We start from the raw sequence: 18,063 nt of genomic DNA on the forward strand, positions 1-18,063 counted from the left end.
GCCGGGGTCGTAGTTGCGGAAGCCCATGTCGTAGGTGCCGGACTGGGCGTCCCAGCGCTTCGCGTTGAAGCGGTAGGGGTTGTACGTCTCCTTCGTCGGGTCGGTGGAGTCGGGTTTGTCGATGCCGGTGAACTCGGACTTGTCGTCGGCGCCGTAGGCGGTGTAGCCGTAGGTGGCCTTGGTGTCGCCGGTGTTGTCGGTGAGGGTTTCGACGTCGGTGTGGCTGTTGTAGCCGTAGTAGCCGTCGGACGGGTCGAAGGTGTACGTCGTCGACTTCAGCGCGCCCGTGTCGTCGGCCTTCTCGGACTTGCGTGGCCGTGAGCAGGCGGTTGCGGTCGTAGGTGTAGGTGGTCGTGGTGCCCTTGACGGTCTGGTTGATGACGTTGGCGTTGTCGTCGTGGACGTAGGTTTCCGTGTCGGCGCCGTTGCCGGTCTTCACCGCCTTGGCCAGGCGGTCGGCCGGGTCGTAGGTGTAGTCGGTGGTCGAGGAGAGGTACGCCGTGTGGTCGTCGGCGTTCATCTTCTTCGCCACGTCCTGCGCCTTGTTGCCGTTCGGGTCGTAGGCGTAGGTGTGTGAGGCGACGAGGGTGCCGTCGGTCTTCTGCTCGGTGGTGGTGTGGACCGGGCCGTCGAGGTAGTAGCTGTAGTCGACGGTGTTGTCGTTGGCCTTCGTCTGCTGCAGCGTCTGACCACGGTCGGTGTACGTGTACGCGGTGACCTTCGGTGACGTGTCCGTGGACGAAGTGCCCACCGAGACCGTGTTGACCAGGTTGCGCAGGTCGTAGGCGTATGCCGAGTACTGGCCGGGGTGGTCGACCGTCTTCGGCTGGCCGTCCGCGTCGTACGTGTACGAGGTGGACGTCTTGGCCGTGCCGGCCAGCGATTCGGTGACCTTCTTGACCTGGTTGAGGCCCGTGTAGGCGATGCCGTAGTTGTCGATCTTCGCCCCGGAGGAGGCGTCGTCGATCGACGTGAGGTTGCCGTTCGCGTCGTACGCGTACGTGAACGTCTTCTGCTCGTTGTCGGTGTCGGCGGAGTTGTCGCGGACGAGTTTCACTCCGTCCGCCACGACGGTGCCGCCGCTGTTCTCGGCCAGTTGCAGCTTGGCCGCGTTGCCCTGCTTGAAGCTGTAGGAGCCGAGGGAGACCCAGGTACCCGTGCCCGACGTCTGGTCGACCGTCTTGTCGGTCGTGCCGCCGTCGTGCGTCACCGTGTACTTCGCGTCCGTGGCCGCGCCCGGCACTGCCGGGTACTTCACGAAGGCCTCGTACGTGCCGTCCGACGGGATGTCGAGCGTCCAGGTGAACGTGTCGCTGCCGGTTCCGGCGGCGTGGGTGGCGTGGTTGTAGCCCTGCTCGCCTGTGATGTCGGCGGTCTGCCAGGTTCCCGTGGCCGACGTGGACTGGGTGTCGGAGTTGTCGGCCAGAACCACGTCCTTGCCGACCGGCACACCGTCGTCGGAGCGCGACTTGAGCTTGCCGTCCGGGTAGTAGGACCAGTTCATCGTGCGGTTGGAGGAACCGCCCGCTGACGTGAGCGTCCGGGTCGTCTGCTGCCCCAGGTCGCTGTAGTCGTAGGTGGTGAGGATGGACCACGGGTCGGTGGACGACTTGGTCCAGCCGTTGTCGAAGTAGGCGTACCTGGTGGTGTTGCGGACCGTCTGGCCCTCGGACGGGGGCAGTGACGTCGACTTGACCCGGCCTGCGGCGTCATAGCTGGTCTGGGTGTAGACGTTCGGGTCGTTGTAGCGGGCGTCCGCCGGGTCGTAGGGCTGGTACCGCTTGACCGGGCGGTTCAGCGCGTCGTAGTCGGTGCGCTGGGTGAACGCGTCCGTCGAACCCGCGTCCACCGAACGAGGCGTGAGGACCTTGATGGTGTTGCCGACCTGGTCGTACTCGTACTTGGTGGTGCGGTACGTGATCGGCGAGGTGCCCTCGTGCGGCACCTGGACCTGTGCGACCTTCCCGCGCTCGTCGTAGGTGGTCAGCGTGGTGTTGCCGGCCGCGTCGGTGCTCGACGTGACGAGGCCGTCCTTGTCGTATGCCTTCCTTGTCGTGTGGCCGGCCGCGTCCGTCACCGCCGTGACGCGGTGGTCCAGGTCGTAGGCCGTCTTCGTCGTGTAGTCGGTGGTGTCGGTTGTGGCGTTCTTGATGGGGTCGATGACCGTGGTGGTGTTGCCGACGTTGTCGTACGTGTAGGAGATGGTGTCGCCCTGGGCGTTGACCACCGAAGTCAGCTGGTTGATCGCGTCGTAGTTGTTCGTCGTGACGTAGTCGGCGCTGTCGGTGGTGGTGAGGGTGCCGTCGGGCTCGGTGGTGGTCTTGAGGTTGCCGACCTTGTCGTAGGTGTAGGTCGTCTTCCGATCGTCCGACGTGCTGGTGTCCTTGGGCGCCGTGGCGGAGGTGATCTCGTCTGCCGCGTCGTAGACGGCCGTGGAGACGGCGCCGTTGGGCGCCGTCGACGTGGTGACGTTGTCGTTGGCGTCGTAGACCGGAGCGGGGGTGGTGATCAGGTCGCCTGTGTCCTGGTCCTTCGGGACCGTGGAGATGAGGGGACGTCCGAACGTGTCGTAGCTCTGGGTGGTCTTCTTGCCGAGCGCGTCGGTGACCTGGGTGACCTGGCCGCGTTCGTCGTAGACGTATGTCGTCGGCTCGTTGAGCGCGTCGGTGATGGTGGCCGGGTTGCCGGTCGGGCCGAAGTCGCTGTAGCCGGTGGGGTTGTTGTCGGCGTCGGTCGCCTTGGTCAGTTCCCCGTAGGTGTTGTAGGCGTACGTCGTGGTGTAGTCACCGTCGACCGTGGTGGTGGCGACGCCCTTGGGGTCGGTGACCGAGGTCAGGTTGCCGAAGGTGTCGTAGCCGAACTGCCAGGCGCGCCCTTCCGGGGACGTCTTGCGGTACAGGTCGGCCGCGTAGCCGTCGGCGCGGGTCTGGTACTCGTAGGTCGCCGCGTTCGCCGGCCATTTGGAGGTGTCCGCTACGCAGGTGGTCGTCTGGTCAGGGACCCCCGAGGTGTTGTTCTCCGCGTCGCGTTGCCAGAGTGGGTAGCCGGTCTTGGGGTCGTAGCAGTACGCGGTTTTGGCGCCGTTGGCTTCCTCCAGGTAGGTGACGTTGTTGTCCGCGTCCCACGACATCTTCGTCGTCTCGGACTTGGCATTCGTCGTCTGGACGGGCCGGGCGAAGTCATCCGTGACGTAGTGGGTGGCGTGTGCCTGGGCGTCCGTGACGGTGGTGTCGACGAACTTGCTGTTCGCCGCGTCCGCCGCATACGCGAAGTCGGTGTTGCCGCCGAGGCGGTCGGTGATGGTCTTGGTCCACCAGTGGTAGGCGGGGTCGTCCCCGGACTTCGGCTCGTAGTACGCGAGCTTCGTGGCATGGCCGCGCGGGTCGGTGGCCGACACCAGCTTGACGTTCTTGTTCCCCTGCGTCGCGTCGTACGTGAAGTTGAACGTCTTCGGCTGGGCGGAGCCGCACCGTCCACGAACTGGCCGAGCAGACCCTTGGCCGTGTAGTAGAAGGAGATCTTCCGGCCGGAGATATCCGTGATCGACTTGATGTGGTCGTAGATCTTGGAGTTGTTGAGCTTGCCGGTGTCCGTCGTCAGAACGCCTGAGTCGTCCACGTACTGGTAGCCCGACTGGCCCTTCTGCCAGTAGTCGACCGTGAGCGACTGGCGGCCTGCCGGGTCGGTGACGTACTTGAGGAACTTGGTCGGCTTGTTGTTGGACTTCCGCTCGGTGTACGTGAACGTCTGCGTGTTGCCGTTCTTGTCCACGGTGGACGTGAGATAGCCGTCGCAGCCGAACAGGAACCGCGTGCCATCAGGGCTCAGCAGCGTCCAGGCGTCCGGTACCGGGTCCTTGCTGGGGGTACAGTCCAGGCCGGGCTTCGCGGTGATGCGGTAGTGGACTCCGGCGGGCGCCTTCCACGTGCCGTCGGCCTGCTGGGTGAAGACGTGGGTGGTGCCGTCCCCGTCGGCCAGGCGTATCTCGGTGGGGTGCGGGTTGGGGTGGAAGTCCAGCGGCGCACCGAGGCGTATGGGTCCGGCCAACTGCATGGACCAGCCCGCGCCGGACACCGTGTCGCTGGTGTCGAGGGAGTTGTAGGCGAGGCGGGCGAAGGTCGTCAGACCACGTCCGGGGTTGGTGAAGGCGTTGTACGACCACACCGTGTTGCCGGAGGCGAGGTTGTTCATCACCGTCGAGCCGGCGCCGGTGTTCTTGCCGGTGTAGGAGTAGAACTTCTCAAGACCGAGGGTGTCGGAGGTCGGGTCCTCGATGGTGATGTCCTGCGCCAGGCCCGCGACGCCTCCGGTCGCCGAGTTCCAGGTGGCGTTGGTCTTGTTGTAGAGGTCCCAGGTCAGTGAGTACTGGGTGCGGGTGTTCGTCGGGTTGCCGGAGTCGGCGTTGGTGGGGGCCTTGACCTGAGCGTGGATGGTGGCCGTCTCGCCCGGGGAGAGGTCCTGCGGGAGGACGGTCTTGATCTGGTTGCCGCCGTTGGTGACGTCCGTGCCGTCGGGCAGGGTCCAGCGGTAGGACAGTGCCTGGTCTGCCGCCGTCCACGTGCTGTTGGTGGTGTTGGTGACGGTGACGTCGACGTTGTACGTCGTTCCCGGCGTCATCCTCTCCGGCGTGGAGGGCACGTAGTACGTCGAGGCCGTGGTGGCGTCCACATAGGTGACGTCCAACTGCGGGCGCAGTTGCGGCTCGGAGGTTTCCGAGGACGCGAAGACGCTGCGTTCCTGCGGGCCCGACGCGGATTCGTTGGCCACCTTCAGCAGGACGCCGTGGTTCGATGCGGGGGTGGTGATCCACTGCTGGGCCAGTGAGGTGGCGTCCCACCAGTGCCGGACCGGGTCGTTGGTGATGGAGGCCACCGTGTCCGAGACCGTGCCGGAGTAGTCACCGCCGGGTGTGGTCCACGCCGTACCCGAGGCGGCGCCGTTCCATGTCGCGCCGGCCTCGTCGAAGTTGCGGCTGAGGGCGTGGAGTTCGTAGGTGGCCTGTCCACCGCCGGTGTTCGTAGTGATCGTCGACCAGGCCTGGAAGCGTGCGCTGATCACGCGTGCCGTCGACGGCAGCGAGCCGGTCGGGAACTTCAGGGCAGCCCTGGTGGTGCCGTAGGTGGCGGAGTTGTCGCCGACCTCCAGCCAGTGCTGGCCCACGCCGTCGGAGGCGATGGTGTCGTGGCCGGTGGACGGCTGCGCGGAGGACAGGGTGGTGTCCGTCTGCCCTGATTGGATGATCTGTGTGGTCTGCCCGGCCTTCGGCAGCTCCGCCAGCTGCACAGGGCCGCCGATGATCTTCCCGCTCTTCGTCTTGACCGCGACCTCGTAGTACACGGCGTGGAACGGGTCGGTGGCATCGGCGGCGGTGGGCACCGCGGTGGTGTCGGTGAAGGTGGTGGTTCCGGCCGCGACCGGGGCGATCAGTGTGGCCGCCGACGGGGTGAAGCCCTGGAAGACGCTGCGGTGGACCTGGTACTCGGCCAGGTCGTTGCCCGGGTCCCCGGTGGTGTTGGTGTAGGCGGGCCAGGACAGCTCCGCACCAGTCGCGTGGATCACGGTGGGCGCCTTCACTGCCACGCCGGGCGTGCCGTAGACGACGGTCAGCTTCGGGTAGGTGGCCGTCTCCCCGCCGTACCCGAACTCCGCCGCCTCGTACAGCGGTCCGCCCTGCCCCAGGGTGGACTCGTCCGCTGCCTGCAGCACGAACCCGTCGTTCGCAGCCGTGCCGTCGATCCACTTTCGCACGGTGTCCGTGACCGCGAACTGGTGCCACTGGTCGTAGCTGCCGGCCGGCTTCGTCAGCGTGGTGCCCGGCTCGACCAGCCGCACCGCGTCCGCGACCACCGCGGTCGACGTCGAGGCGGGCCCGTCACCCAGCACGACCTTGCCCGCCGTGCCCGCCGCGAACGGCAGCGGCGTGCCGCCGATCAGCGACCGCCACACCCCGCCGCTGCCCGCGGACTGGTCGACGGTGCCGTGGTAGGTGCCCCCGTCGTAGTTCACCGTGTACGGCGCGTCCGTCGCCCGGTCACTGGCCGGGATGGTGTGCACGTCCACCCGGTAGGAGCCAGACGCCGGGACGGTCGGCTGCCAGGTGTAGGTGTCCCCGGCGACCGAGTCCTTGTTGTACGCGTAGTCGCCGTTGATGGCGAACGGCGTGTACGTGGTGTTGCCCGAGTACGGCCACGAGCCCTTCGCCGCCGTACCCGCGTCGCCGTCGTCCACGCTCACCGTCGTGCCCGACAGTTCGCCCGACAGGCCGCTCGTGTTCGCCCACGTGGCCGTCGACGCGTCCCACGAACCCGTCGCCCGGTGCGCCTCGATCACCACGTCGTGGGTGTTGGAGGTGTGGACCTGGTTGTAGTACACGCCCAGCTTCGCCGAGGAGATGTCCGTGCCCGCGGGGATGCTGGAGAGGGGGAACTTCAGCAGGGAGCGCAGCGTGCCCGTCTGCGTGGTGCCGACGCCGAGTTGCCAGGTGCCGTCGAGGTTGATCGTCGGCCGGGTGGAGTCCACCATCACGTCCTGCGAGGTGGACGGGGTCGGCGCGATCATCACCGTCGGGTCGACCGTCACCGGGAACCGGCGGTCCTTCGCGGCCAGCCACTTCGCATCCGGACTCAGCGTGACCTGCCACGACGAACCGTGCCGAGTCAGCTTCTGCGCCACGCGGCCGTGCGACATGTCGGCCACCGGGGAGTCGGTGTTCTTCGGGGCCTGGAACATCACCGCGGCCGGGATCACCAGCACGGGACGGCCCGTCTCGCTGCCGCCGTACAGGCCGATCGAGCCGTCCTTGTTCTGCCGGGGCGTCAGCCCGTGCGTCTTGAGGTTGAACGTGAAGGAGACCGGGCCGCGTGGGGCCCGGTCGAGGACGATGTTCTCCTTCACCGCACCACGCCCGACCCGGTAGGTCACATCGGCGCCGCCGGCCGTCAGATTCTTGTACGTAACGGTGTCGCCCTTGGCCACCGGCGAGAGCGCCCTGTCCGCGCCGGCCAGACCCAGCGTGACGGTGTGCCGGGCGTCGGCCTCGAAACGCAGCAGGCTCCCACTGCGTGAACCGAAGTAGGAGCGGGCCAGGTTGGTGGTGTTCGCGTACCGGTAACCGGAGCGGCCGCTCGCGGCGACCTTCGTGTCGATCGCCTTCCAGCCGGCCGCCGAGTGGTAGTCAAGCGGCACGGCGGACAGCTCGGCCTGCGTCGTGCCGTCCGACAGCTTCCAATACCGCGCCGAAGCGGTCCGCTTACCCGTCAGCTCCCGTACCCGATGCGCCTTCGGCGCCTTCCTGCCCGGCGGCAGCTTCTGCCGGTCCGCAATCCCCAGGGCGTCGTGTGACGGGGGCTTCGCGCTCGCCTTGCCGTCATCCCCGAACCAGCCTTTGACGGTGTCGACTATTCCCTTGCCGTCACCATGGTCAGCGGGCGCCGCATAGGCCATCTGGGGCAGCGCGGTACTCGTCACCGCGGCCGCCACCAGGCACACGAAAAGCCTGCCCAGTCTGGGTCTCACGTCAAACCTTCCCCTGCGTGACCGATACGGAAATCGACAACCGACAACTCGTGCCGCCTGCAGAACACGCAGGCCACAGGAAGTAGCGGCGGATTTCTAGTCACACGGGTGGTGCCATGTCAACGGCTGGGATTTTGCCGCCACTTGGCATCTTGTGCACCCAGAACGGGACAGAACACGACCAGGGAGAATGTCCGATATATTTGTCCACTGGAAATGGCCGTTCCCAGTGGTGTACAACCGGTCCGATTCAATCCGACTACCCGGCGGTCGAGATTCCCGAAGGGGGCCATTCGTGGGGGGAAACAACCCGGCAGCGGCGACAGCCGACCCGGCCACCGAGGCGAATTCGGCCAGCGAGGACGAATACGCCGCCGCGACGGGGAAAAGGCCCGGCGGCGACCGCGCCGGCCTCATCGCGGGCATCGCCGTGCTGGCCGCCTGCGCCGCCCTCGTCCTCTACGGAGTCCTCCACACCGGCAGCGATGACGGCAGCACGGCACACCACCGCACCCCCACGGCGCCCGTCACCTACGAAGTGACCGGCACCGGAACCGCCGAACTCACCTACCAAGCCCGCAGCGCGTCCGGCCGGGCCACGGTCGTCCACGCCGCCCACCTGCCCTGGCACACCACCGTCGACGTCCCGCTCGGGAAGCAGCCCATCATCAGCATCGTCCTCGGCCACAATGGCGGCCAGGCACACTGCAGCCTCGCCATCCACGGCAAGCACGCCCAAAGCGCCACCGCCAGCGGCCCCTACGGCCGTGCCACCTGCACCGCCACCCTGCCCAAGGGGCCGAAGCGGTAGTTCGCGAACGGTCGGAGGGCGGTTGACGTGCAGCGCTCTGGCGCGATTACGGCGCCTCCGCGAGAACCTCGGCGACCGCGCGGCGTCCCAGCTCCGCCATGGGCGGGTTGGTGTGCCGGTAGTAGTCGATGCCGCTGACGAACGTGAGCGCCCAGCCCCTGCCGCGTGCCCAGGTCGCGTCGTCGAACCCGGCCGCGGTGCGGAAGGTCGGCCGGGTCCGCGCGTTGAGCAGTGTCCACGCCGGGATGGCGTCGCAGGCCGGGTCGCCCGCGCCCGCCGCGCCGAAGTCGATCACGGCGCGGAGCCGGCCGCCGCTGACCAGGACGTTGCCGGGGATGAGGTCGCCGTGCGTCCACTGGGGAGGCCCGTCCCACTCCGGCTGGTCCAGGGCACGCTCCCAGGCCGCGAGAACGGCGGGAACGTCGAGGACGTCCGCCGCCTTCGCCGTCCACTCACGTACGTCGGCGTCACGTGTACGAAGCGAACCGGTCCGGTAGCCCCGCCGCGCCCCGGTGGAGTCGGCGGCGCGCATCGCCGCGACGAACTCCCCGAGGTCCGAGGCGAACCGGTGGTCCTCACGCTCCGCGTCCTTCGGGTGCGCGCCCTGCGTCCAGTGGCTGACGGCCCACCGGTACGGGTACCCGAGGCCCGGGTGTCCCAGTGCGATCGTCCGGGGGACGGCCACGGGCAACAGCGCGGCCAGCCGGGGCAGCTGATCGTGCTCGAACTCCAACTGCCCCACGGCGGCGGCGGTTCGCGGCAGGCGCACCGCCATGTCGTGGCCGAGCCGGTACACGGCGTTGTCGGTGCCCGGTGGGTGCACCACCTCGACGGGCAGGTCGGCCCACTGCGGGAACTGCTGCGCGATCAGCCGCCGCACCAGGTCGGCGTCGGTTCGAACTTCGTCAGCGTGCATCATCAGGCCCGGACCCTACCCAGCTCGCCAGTGGCACGCACAGCGGTTTTCAGCGGCCGATGCCGTCCAGCTCGGCCACGTCCGCCTCGGAGAGGGAGAGGCCCGCGCCCGCGATGTTCTCGCGCAGGTGCGCGACCGACGACGTGCCGGGGATGAGCAGGATGTTCGGCGAGCGCCGCAGCAGCCAGGCCAGTGCGACGGACATCGGCGTGGCGCCCAGGCGGGCCGCGACCACCGAGAGCGCCTCGGACTGCAGCGGTGTGAAGCCTCCGAGCGGGAAGAACGGCACGTAGGCGATGCCGTCGGCGGCGAGCCGGTCGACGAGGGCGTCGTCCTGGCGGTGGGCCAGGTTGTACATGTTCTGCACGCAGACGATCGGCGCGATGCCGCGCGCCTCGGCGACCTGTTCCTCGGTTGCGTTGCTGACTCCGAGGTGCCGGATCAGGCCCTCCCGCTGGAGTTCGGCGAGCGTTCCGAACGCCTCGGCGAGCGAACCGGGTTGAGGGCCTTCGGCGTCGCCCATGCGCATGTTGACCAGGTCGAGTGCCTCGACCCCGAGGGATGCGAGGTTCTCGTGTACCTGCTTGCGCAGGTCTTCGGGCCGCCGGGCCGTGGGCCAGCCGCCCTGCGCGTCGCGGTTCGCCCCCACCTTGGTGGCGATGAACAGGGAGTCCGGGTAGGGGTGCAGGGCTTCGCGGATCAGCGCGTTGGTGACGCGGGGACCGTAGGCGTCGCTGGTGTCGATGTGGGTGATGCCGAGGTCGGCCACGGTGCGCAGCACGTCAAGGGCGCCGTTGTGGTCGGCCGGCGGCCCCATGACCCACGGGCCGGTGAGCTGCATCGCGCCGTAGCCGAACCGCGTGACTTCCGCGTCGCCCAGGGTCCAGGTGCCGCCGGGGAGCGGGGTGGGGGATGTGTGCATCATGGCGCCTTTCGTCGCAGACCAGGGGTGGCGTTTCCTGCCTCCCCGCATCAGTATTGGAGAGCTGCTTCCCTACGGGAAGTAGGCACTTTCGAGTGCGTAACCGGTGCAATGGGGAGAGGCTGGGTAAGCAGTGACGACGAAGGCAGGCGGGAAGGCCCGTACCAAGGCGGAGTACGACGCGTTCCTGGCTGCGTGCCCCAGTCGTCAGCTGCTCGACCGCATCTCGAACAAGTGGGTCGTGCTCGTTCTGTGCGCGCTGGGCGGCGACGCGTCCGCGCGGCCCGGAGCGTCGGACGGCGCGAGGGCGGGCGCGAGGGCGATGCGCTACTCCGAGATCTCGCGGCTGCTGGCAGGGGTCAGCCAGAAGATGCTGACCCAGACCCTGCGGTCGCTCGAACGCGACGGCCTGCTCACCCGCACCGTGACACCGACGGTCCCCGTCACCGTCTCCTACGAGCTGACGGGCCTCGGGCTCTCGCTGCATGAGCTGACCCGGCACCTCAGGTACTGGGCGCAGTCCCACATGGACGAGGTCTTCGCACACCGCGAGGAGTACGACGTACGCACCTCGTGACGGTCTCGGTGGGCGCCCCGCCGGCTCAGGCCGGGGCGTCTTCACGTCCCGAGAACAGGCTGATGACCCCGGCGGGGGCGTCCGCGCCGAAGATGAACTCGATGGTGCGGTGGGCTTCGGTGGCCGCCTTCCGGCTCCGGGGGAACATCGCGCTCTCGTGGTCGGCCAGTGCCCGCTCGATATCGCCGGGGTGGGCCGCGATCGCGGTGCCGAGTTCGGCGCCGTCGAGCATCGCGAGATTGGCTCCGTCTCCTCCGGGAACGGTCGCGTGCGCCGCGTCGCCGATGAGCGTGACGCCGGGGACCCGGTCCCAGCGGTGGTCGTCGGGCAGCTCGTGGATGCCGCGCAGGACGGGCGCGGACTCGCCGTCGGTGATCAGGGCCCGCAGTTCCGGCGCCCAGCCGTCGAACTCCGCGGCGATCCGCGCCTTCGCGGCCGGGGCGTCGGCGAAGTCGATCGCGCCGAACCACTCCGCCGGACGGTGCAGCACGACGTAGGTGTGGACGACGTCATGGGGCTCGCGGTGGGCGAGGAATCCCTTGCCCGGGACCAGGGCGTAGAGGGCGCCGTCCCCGACGAGGCCGGCCACACGCGGGTGGGCCGTGCCGACGTCGTGGAGGCAGGTGTCGACGTAGCTCATGCCCGAGTACACCGGCCGCTCGTCCGAAAGGAGCGGCCGGACCTTGGACCAGACACCGTCGGCGCCCACGAGGACGTCGGAGACGGCCGACGAGCCGTCCGCGAACGACAGCTCGTGCCGTCCGCTCCCGACGGGGGCCGCCGCGACGAGCTTCTTGCCCCATCGCAGCGTGCCGGGCGGCAGTGATTCGAGCAGGATGCGGCGGATGTCGCCGCGCAGCGTCTCCGGCCGTTCCAGGGAGCCGTCGTCAGGACGGTCGACGACCACTCGCCCCCGCTCATCGACGACACGCCGTGCGCCGCCGCCCCGGTGGATGATCGAGCGGTACTCCTCGGTGAGCCCGGCCATCTCCAGGGCGAGTTGGCCGTCTTCCTCGTGGAGGTCGAGCTGCCCTCCCTGCGTGCGGACGCCAGGCGACCCCTCCGCCTCGTAGACGGTGGCGGGGATGTTGTGCAGGTGCAGGATCCGGGCGAGCGTGAGTCCGCCGAGGCCCGCGCCGATGATCGAGACCGGGGTCGTCATGGTGATTCCTTTCGCGTGGGTCGCCCGCACACTATAACGAACATTGTTCCACCAACGAACACAGTTCTCCAACGGGTGGTTCGTGACGGCCCCGCGAGGGCGTCAGACCTGGCCGTATCCGCCGTCGACCTGGTAGTCGGCGCCATTGACGTGGGAGGCCGCGTCCGAGGCGACGAATGCGATGACGGCGGCGGCCTCTTCCGCCGTACCGGCCCGGGTCATCGGGGTCCCTGTGGCCATCGTGGCGATGAGCGCCTCGCGTTCCTCGGCAGTGGCAGCCAGCTGTGCGATACCGGGCGTATCCGTCGGGCCCGGGCTCACCACGTTCACCCGGATCGCGCGTGGGGTCAGCTCAAGGGCCCAGGTACGGGCGAGGGCGCGTACCCCGGCCTTGGAGGCCGCGTAGACACTCCGCCCGCGCGACGCCTTGTGCGCGGCCATCGAGCCGGTGAGGACGATGACGCCACCGTCCGCCAGCAGCGGCAGCGCCTTCTGGACGGTCATGACCGTGCCGGTGATGTTGACGTCGAAGACCGTCCTGATGATGTCCTCGGTGATGGTTCCCAGCGGTGCGGTCGCGATCGCCGCCGCATTGACGACCAGCACGTCCAGCCGGCCACTGCGCCGCTCGACCTGCGCGAAGAGCCGGTCGAGGTCGTCGGCCGAGCGCGAGTCGGCCCGCACTCCGATGACATCACCCGGTATGTCCGCGGCCGTCGCCGTCACGGCGTCCTGGTCCCGTCCGGTGATGTAGACGGTACCGCTCGCTTCGGCGATCTTCCGTGCGGTGGCGTGCCCGATACCGGCGCTCCCGCCCGTCACGACCGCGACCTTGTTGTCAAACGCGTTGCTCATGGAACTCGTCGTCCGTTCATCCGGGTAGCCGTTCCGAAGGGAACGTCCTGAGGAACACAGGCGGTACGAGCCTGTGCCTGATGCGGACACCGGTGCCAAGAGCCCGCTGGTACTGGTGCCGGCAGCACCAGGCGGACGGTTCCCCGGCTCTGGCAGAGTGGACAGGTGCCGACGACCACGAACCGGACCGAACTGCGTGAGTTCCTGCGCTCACGACGCGCGCGGGTCTCACCCGAGGACGTCGGCATCCTCCCGGGGGTGCGCCGGCGCACCCCCGGGCTGCGCCGCGAGGAGGTCGCCCAGCTGGCCGGTGTCGGCATCACCTGGTACACGTGGCTGGAGCAGGGGCGGCCGATCAACGTCAGCCCGCAGGTGCTCGACGCGGTGGCCCGCACGCTGTTTCTGGAGGCCGCCGAGCGCGACCACCTCTACCGTCTGGCAGAGGTCCCCCGGCCCCCGGCCGGCAACGATCCGCCGACCGAGCTCCCCGGCCACCTCGACACCGTCCTGGGAGCCCTGGACCCATTGCCCGCCATGCTGGTCGACGCCCGCACCGACGTGCTGCGCTGGAACGGCGCATACGCCGCCCTGCACCCGGCGCTGGTGAGTGCTCCGCCCGGCGAGCGCAACACCCTCTGGCACCTCTTCGCGGTACCGGAGGGGCAGCACCGCATCGTCAACCGGGACGAGCAGGCGCCCGAGGCCGTGGCAGGGTTCCGCTATCGCTACAGCCAGAACCTGGGCGACCCGCGATGGCAGGACTTCGTCGCCCGTCTGTGCGCCGCGAGCCCGCTGTTCTCCCGGCTCTGGGCCACGCACGACGTCGCCCCACCCCACCTGTGCGACAAGCGCTACGACATCACGGGGATCGGCGAAGTGACCCTGCGTGCCACCGGCATGGAACTGACCGACCATCCCGGCGTCCGCCTCGTCGTCCAGACCCCCACCGACAGGCGCAGCCGCGAGAACATCGACCGCCTGCTGCGCCGGACGACGCACCTGTGACGAACGTGCCGGCGCTCGGACACGGGGCCAGGCTCCACCGGCCGCGAGCCCGCGCCGAGCGAAGTCACCTCACGGCCGGCGTCCGACGTTTCGCCGCCGAGCGGCACAGCTCTCTCGCGTCCTGCGGCCGGCTCGACATCGACGCCTGGTGTGCCGAGAACACCGAACACGGCCGCCCCGGCCGCCGGGCGGGCCGCCCTCGAACTCGCGACACGTGAATACGCGAACCCACCGCTACCGAGAGCCTGCGACGGGCCGCCTGCCCGTCAGCGGGCACGGAGGCGCTCTGGTGCGCGGGCGCGCGTGCTGGTGGGATGGGGGCGTGAACGCGACTCCCGCCGGCCCCGCGCCGGCCGCGGTGCCCGTGTACGACCGGATCGGCGTCGGGTACCGCGACGTGCGCAGGCCCGACCCCCGGCTCGCGGCGGTGCTGCGGCGCGCGCTCGACGGTGCCAGGACCGTCGTCAACGTCGGTGCGGGCGCCGGGTCGTACGAGCCCGGCGACCTCGACGTCACCGCCGTCGAGCCGTCGCGGGTGATGCTCGGCCAGCACCCGGGCGGGCGGAAGGTGCAGGCATGCGCCGAGGAACTGCCCTTCCCCGACGGGGCGTTCGACGCGGCGACGGCCGTGATGACCGTGCACCACTGGACGGACCTCGCGCGCGGCCTCGCCGAACTGCGGCGCGTCGCACGGCGCCAGGTGGTGTTCACGTGGGACGTGGCACACCGGCCCGAGCTGTGGCTTCTGGCCGAGTACCTGCCGGAGATCAGGGCGATGGAGGAGGCCAGGTTCCGGCCCGTCGCCGAGGTGGCCGGGCTGATGGGCGCGCACACCGTCCTGGCGTTCCCCATCCCGCACGACTTCACCGACGGGTTCCAGACGGCGTACTGGCGCCGCCCCGAGCGGTTCCTCGACCCCGCCGTGCGTGCCGCCAACTCGACGTTCGCGCAGTTGCCCGCGGACGTCGTGGAGCCCGCGATGGCGCGGCTGCGCGCCGACCTGGACTCCGGCACCTGGGCGCGCCGCCACGCCGGCCTGCTGGCGCGCGAGGCCGTCGACTACGGCTACCGCGTGCTGATCGCGGGCGACTGACCGGACGCCGCGACGGCCGGCTCGCGCCGGGAGTGCCCGGCGCGCCGCGCCAGGACGATCATGATCGCCGGGACCAGTACGTCGTAGACGAGGATGCCCCCGGTGTTGCCGGCGTGGTGGTCGCCGTTCGCGAACCACTGGTAGAGGTGCCCGATCGTGGCGCCCCACAGGAACGCCCCGGCGGCGAGTCCCGCGGTGAGCCGTTCCCGGGCCGGGGCGGTCCTGGCGCGGAAGGCCAGGACGGCGAGCGCCAGGTTGGCGAAGGCGATCTCGAACATGAACGGGGTCCTGGTGAAGCCGATCGCGTCGGCCATGGTGGCGGGCATCAGCAGGAAGGAGAGCGTCATCCACAGGCTTCCGCAGCCCAGCGCGCTGACGGCCCACCAGCGCACCCAGGTCTCGGCGGGCGTCCGCTCGGGGTGCCTGCGGGTGCCCACGAGCGCCCCGACGACCGCCACCAGGAGGAACAGCATGGGAGTCGCCGACTTCGCGACGTACGAGAGAGTGTCCATGGCTTGAGTGTTGCATGGTTAATATTAATCGCGCAAGATTCGAGTAGGATGGTGGCGTGGACGAAGGACTCGCAGATCTCCTGCACCGCGTGGTCATGCTGCTCGGCGACGCCACCCGCAAGCGCGCCGGCCACGACGGCCGCCTGGGCTACAGCCAGTTGCGCCTCTTGGGCGCGCTTGAGGGCATCCAGCCGACGACGCAGCACCGGCTCGCACAGGCGCTCTCGGTGTCCGACCCGGCGGTGAGCCGGGCCCTGCGGCCCCTTGAGGCGGACGGCCTGGTGGAGGTCGTTCCCGACCCCGACCACGGGCGGCGCCGCCTCGTGCGCATCACCAGTGCGGGCGAGGAGGCCTTCCGCACGGAGGGGAGGCCTCTGCACGACGAGTTCAAGGCCGCTCTCATCGCGGCCGGGTTCCCCTACGAGCGCTACCTCGATGACACTCTCCGCCTGGCCGAGATCCTCACGCCGGAGTGACGGCGGGAAGCCGGGTACGCACGTCGGCGCCCGCGCTCAGGGCCGGTCGAGGCGGAGCCGTACCGCCCTCGGCAGGCCCGCGACCACCAGGTCGTACGAGTCCTCGATCAGCTCGCGCACCATGCGCCGCGGCAGTTCGCCGACCGTGACCGAGTTCCAGTGCCGCTTGTTGAGGTGCCAGCCCGGGACGATCGACGGGTACGCCTCGCGCAGCCGCAGGGCCTCCTCCGGGTCGCACTTGAGCGAGACCGTCAGCGGCAGTTCGTCCAGCGCGCAGAACGCGAAGATCTTGCCCTCGACCTTGAACACCGTGAGCCCCGGTGCCTGCGGGAACGGGGTGTCCTCGGCCGCGCCCGCGAGGCCGAGGCAGAAGGACCTCAGCCGCTGCGCGGTCATCGTGCCCGACGGCGTCATGGCGTCACCCGCTCCCCGTGGTCCGCGGCCGCCGGCAGCGGCTCCGCGAGGATCGTGAGGATCTTGTTGCGGCGGCCCGCCGGATCCTCCGCCGTCAGGCGCAGCCTGCGGCCGTCCGGCAGGTCGATCTGCGCCGTGGCGCCCGCGATCGGCACCCGGCCGAGCGCCTTCGCGAGCAGCCCGCCGACCGTCTCCACGTCCTCGTCGTCGAACTCGTCGAGGCCGAACAGCTCGCCCAGGTCCCCGATGTCGAGGCGCGCCGTCACCCGGTACGAGCCGTCGCCGATCTCCTCGACGGGCGGCTGCTCCCTGTCGTACTCGTCGGTGATCTCGCCGACGATCTCCTCCAGGATGTCCTCGATCGTGACGATGCCGGCCGTGCCGCCGTACTCGTCGATGACGACCGCCACGTGGTTGCGCTCCTGCTGCATCTCGCGCAGCAGGTCGCCCGCGTTCTTCGTGTCCGGCACGAACGCGGCCGGACGCATCGCGGTGGAGACCGGGTCGGCCTCCGAGTCGCGGTTCACGTGCGTCTTCCTGACGAGGTCCTTCAGGTAGACGATGCCGACGACGTCGTCCTCGTTCTCCCCCGTCACCGGGATGCGGGAGAAGCCCGAGCGCAGGGCGAGCGTCGTGGCCTGACGGATCGTCTTGTACCGCTCGATCGCGACGAGGTCCGTGCGCGGCACCATCACCTCGCGCACCAGCGTGTCGCCCAGCTCGAAGACCGAGTGCACCATCCGGCGCTCCTCGTCCTCGATCAGCGACTCCTGCTCCGCCAGGTCGACCAGGGCCCGCAGCTCGGCCTCGCTGGCGAACGGGCCCTTGCGGAACCCCTTGCCGGGCGTGAGCGCGTTGCCGAGGAGGATCAGCAGTGCCGGCACGGGCCCCATGAACCGGGCCAGCGGCAGCAGGACGTACGCGGCGGCCGTCGACGTGTTCACCGGGTGCTGGCGGCCGATCGTACGGGGCGACACACCGACCGCCACGTACGAGACGAGCACCATCACGCCGATCGCGACCAGCAGCGCCTCCCACGTGGCGTCGAACTCCTCGACGCACCCGTACGTGACGAACGCGGCGGCCGCCATCTCGCACGCCACCCGCACCAGCAGCGCCATGTTGAGGTAGCGCGTGGGGTCGGACGCGACCTGCGCGAGCTTCGCCGCACCCCTGCGGCCGTTCCGCACCGCCTCGGCGGCTCGGAACGCGGAGATGCGGGCCAGGCCCGCCTCCGCGCAGGCGGCGAGCCAGGCCACGACGACGAGCGCGACGGCCCCGAGGATCAGCGACGTGCTCACGACACGGTGGGCGCGGGCGACGGGCCCGTCAGGCCGCGCTCCGCCCGCCAGCCGTCCACGATGGCCGCCTGGAGGCCGAACATCTCGGCCTTCTCGTCGGGCATCTCGTGGTCGTAGCCGAGCAGGTGCAGCACGCCGTGGACGGTGAGCAGCTGGAGCTCCTCGTCCATGGTGTGGCGCGTGGGCGCCTCCTGCCCCTGCTTGAGCGCGACCTCGGGGCACAGCACGATGTCGCCGAGCAGCCCCTGCGGGGGCTCCTCCTCGTCCTTGCCCGGCGGGCGCAGCTCGTCCATCGGGAAGGACAGCACGTCCGTGGGTCCCGGCAGGTCCATCCACTGGATGTGGAGCTGCTCGATGGCGGCCTCGTCCACCACGATCACCGAAAGCTCGGAGAGCGGGTGGATACGCATCCTGCCGAGCGCGTAGCGGGCGATGTCGAGGATCGCCTGCTCGTCGACCTCGGTTCCTGACTCGTTGTTGACGTCGATCGACATGGTGCGCTGG

At 69.6% G+C, this 18,063-nt stretch carries 13 protein-coding genes and 1 pseudogene; 5 read left to right on the forward strand and 9 right to left on the reverse strand.

Translation table 11 applies throughout. The features are described from left to right. A pseudogene (locus tag IH48_RS37700) lies at positions 1 to 7,443 on the reverse strand (DNRLRE domain-containing protein); the annotation flags it as partial. Between the two features lie 367 nt (positions 7,444 to 7,810). Here IH48_RS37700 and IH48_RS0129525 point away from each other — a divergent pair. Further along, positions 7,811 to 8,326, forward strand: coding sequence for a hypothetical protein (locus tag IH48_RS0129525; protein ID WP_234434425.1), 516 nt, complete (start codon positions 7,811 to 7,813; stop codon positions 8,324 to 8,326). A 46-nt stretch (positions 8,327 to 8,372) separates the two neighbouring features. Here IH48_RS0129525 and IH48_RS0129530 read toward each other — a convergent pair whose 3' ends face one another. Both IH48_RS0129530 and IH48_RS0129535 read right to left on the reverse strand, forming a co-directional pair. Continuing rightward, complete coding sequence (locus tag IH48_RS0129530; protein WP_037843696.1) at positions 8,373 to 9,245, reverse strand: aminoglycoside phosphotransferase family protein; 873 nt, start codon at positions 9,243 to 9,245, stop codon at positions 8,373 to 8,375. 46 nt (positions 9,246 to 9,291) lie between these two features. After that, positions 9,292 to 10,164, reverse strand: a complete 873-nt coding sequence (locus IH48_RS0129535; RefSeq protein WP_030911363.1) for an aldo/keto reductase family oxidoreductase — start codon at positions 10,162 to 10,164, stop codon at positions 9,292 to 9,294. Positions 10,165 to 10,297: 133 nt separating this feature from the next. On the opposite strand from IH48_RS0129535, the gene IH48_RS0129540 reads away from it, so the two are divergent. Then, positions 10,298 to 10,741, forward strand: a complete 444-nt coding sequence (locus IH48_RS0129540; RefSeq protein ID WP_030911366.1) for a winged helix-turn-helix transcriptional regulator — start codon at positions 10,298 to 10,300, stop codon at positions 10,739 to 10,741. Positions 10,742 to 10,766: 25 nt separating this feature from the next. Here the strand turns inward: IH48_RS0129540 and IH48_RS0129545 are convergent, their stop codons facing one another. Beyond that, entirely contained in the window at positions 10,767 to 11,903 is a 1,137-nt protein-coding gene (locus tag IH48_RS0129545) for an FAD-dependent oxidoreductase (protein ID WP_030911369.1), read from the reverse strand. Between the two features lie 102 nt (positions 11,904 to 12,005). After that, on the reverse strand, positions 12,006 to 12,758 hold the full coding sequence (locus IH48_RS0129550) for an SDR family NAD(P)-dependent oxidoreductase (protein WP_030911372.1): 753 nt from the start codon (positions 12,756 to 12,758) through the stop codon (positions 12,006 to 12,008). Between the two features lie 165 nt (positions 12,759 to 12,923). Here IH48_RS0129550 and IH48_RS0129555 point away from each other — a divergent pair, with 165 nt between their 5' ends. Together IH48_RS0129555 and IH48_RS0129560 are read left to right on the forward strand one after the other, a co-directional pair. Beyond that, on the forward strand, positions 12,924 to 13,763 hold the full coding sequence (locus IH48_RS0129555; protein ID WP_030911375.1) for a helix-turn-helix transcriptional regulator: 840 nt from the start codon (positions 12,924 to 12,926) through the stop codon (positions 13,761 to 13,763). Positions 13,764 to 14,085: 322 nt separating this feature from the next. Further along, positions 14,086 to 14,856, forward strand: a complete 771-nt coding sequence (locus tag IH48_RS0129560) for a class I SAM-dependent methyltransferase (protein WP_037843698.1) — start codon at positions 14,086 to 14,088, stop codon at positions 14,854 to 14,856. On the opposite strand, the gene IH48_RS0129565 is transcribed toward IH48_RS0129560, so the two are convergent. Further along, a complete protein-coding gene (locus IH48_RS0129565) occupies positions 14,829 to 15,368 on the reverse strand; it encodes a DUF6790 family protein (protein WP_051840855.1) in 540 nt (179 codons plus the stop codon). The two genes, IH48_RS0129560 and IH48_RS0129565, sit on opposite strands and share 28 nt — an antisense overlap. A gap of 56 nt (positions 15,369 to 15,424) precedes the next feature. Between IH48_RS0129565 and IH48_RS0129570 the strand changes: the two genes are divergently transcribed. Further along, positions 15,425 to 15,844 carry a MarR family winged helix-turn-helix transcriptional regulator gene (locus IH48_RS0129570; protein ID WP_030911384.1) on the forward strand — a complete coding sequence of 140 codons (420 nt, stop codon included), beginning with the start codon at positions 15,425 to 15,427 and terminating at the stop codon, positions 15,842 to 15,844. A 36-nt stretch (positions 15,845 to 15,880) separates the two neighbouring features. Here IH48_RS0129570 and IH48_RS0129575 read toward each other — a convergent pair whose 3' ends face one another. Genes IH48_RS0129575 through ybeY form a run of 3 tightly spaced genes read right to left on the reverse strand, consistent with a single transcriptional unit; the run spans position 15,881 to position 18,053 of the window. After that, on the reverse strand, positions 15,881 to 16,240 hold the full coding sequence (locus tag IH48_RS0129575) for an MmcQ/YjbR family DNA-binding protein (protein WP_030911387.1): 360 nt from the start codon (positions 16,238 to 16,240) through the stop codon (positions 15,881 to 15,883). Between the two features lie 14 nt (positions 16,241 to 16,254). Beyond that, complete coding sequence (locus IH48_RS0129580) at positions 16,255 to 17,559, reverse strand: hemolysin family protein (protein ID WP_030911390.1); 1,305 nt, start codon at positions 17,557 to 17,559, stop codon at positions 16,255 to 16,257. Then, positions 17,556 to 18,053 (reverse strand): rRNA maturation RNase YbeY, encoded by a 498-nt coding sequence (gene ybeY, locus IH48_RS0129585; protein WP_030911393.1) that lies wholly within the window; start codon positions 18,051 to 18,053, stop codon positions 17,556 to 17,558. The genes IH48_RS0129580 and ybeY overlap by 4 nt, the downstream gene beginning before the upstream one ends. Positions 18,054 to 18,063: the final 10 nt, after the last annotated feature.

Source organism: Streptomyces sp. NRRL F-5126, assembly GCF_000721265.1.
In the GTDB taxonomy this organism is placed as follows: Bacteria; Actinomycetota; Actinomycetes; order Streptomycetales; family Streptomycetaceae; genus Streptomyces.

What these genes read in the sequence shown, in the direction of transcription:
- IH48_RS0129545 (WP_030911369.1), bottom strand. Translation starts at nt 11,903, where the DNA reads ATGACGACCCCGGTCTCGATCATCGGCGCGGGCCTCGGCGGACTCACG.
- ybeY (WP_030911393.1), bottom strand. Translation starts at nt 18,053, where the DNA reads ATGTCGATCGACGTCAACAACGAGTCAGGAACCGAGGTCGACGAGCAG.
- IH48_RS0129550 (WP_030911372.1), bottom strand. Translation starts at nt 12,758, where the DNA reads ATGAGCAACGCGTTTGACAACAAGGTCGCGGTCGTGACGGGCGGGAGC.
- IH48_RS0129565 (WP_051840855.1), bottom strand. Translation starts at nt 15,368, where the DNA reads ATGGACACTCTCTCGTACGTCGCGAAGTCGGCGACTCCCATGCTGTTC.
- IH48_RS0129575 (WP_030911387.1), bottom strand. Translation starts at nt 16,240, where the DNA reads ATGACCGCGCAGCGGCTGAGGTCCTTCTGCCTCGGCCTCGCGGGCGCG.
- IH48_RS0129530 (WP_037843696.1), bottom strand. Translation starts at nt 9,245, where the DNA reads ATGATGCACGCTGACGAAGTTCGAACCGACGCCGACCTGGTGCGGCGG.
- IH48_RS0129535 (WP_030911363.1), bottom strand. Translation starts at nt 10,164, where the DNA reads ATGCACACATCCCCCACCCCGCTCCCCGGCGGCACCTGGACCCTGGGC.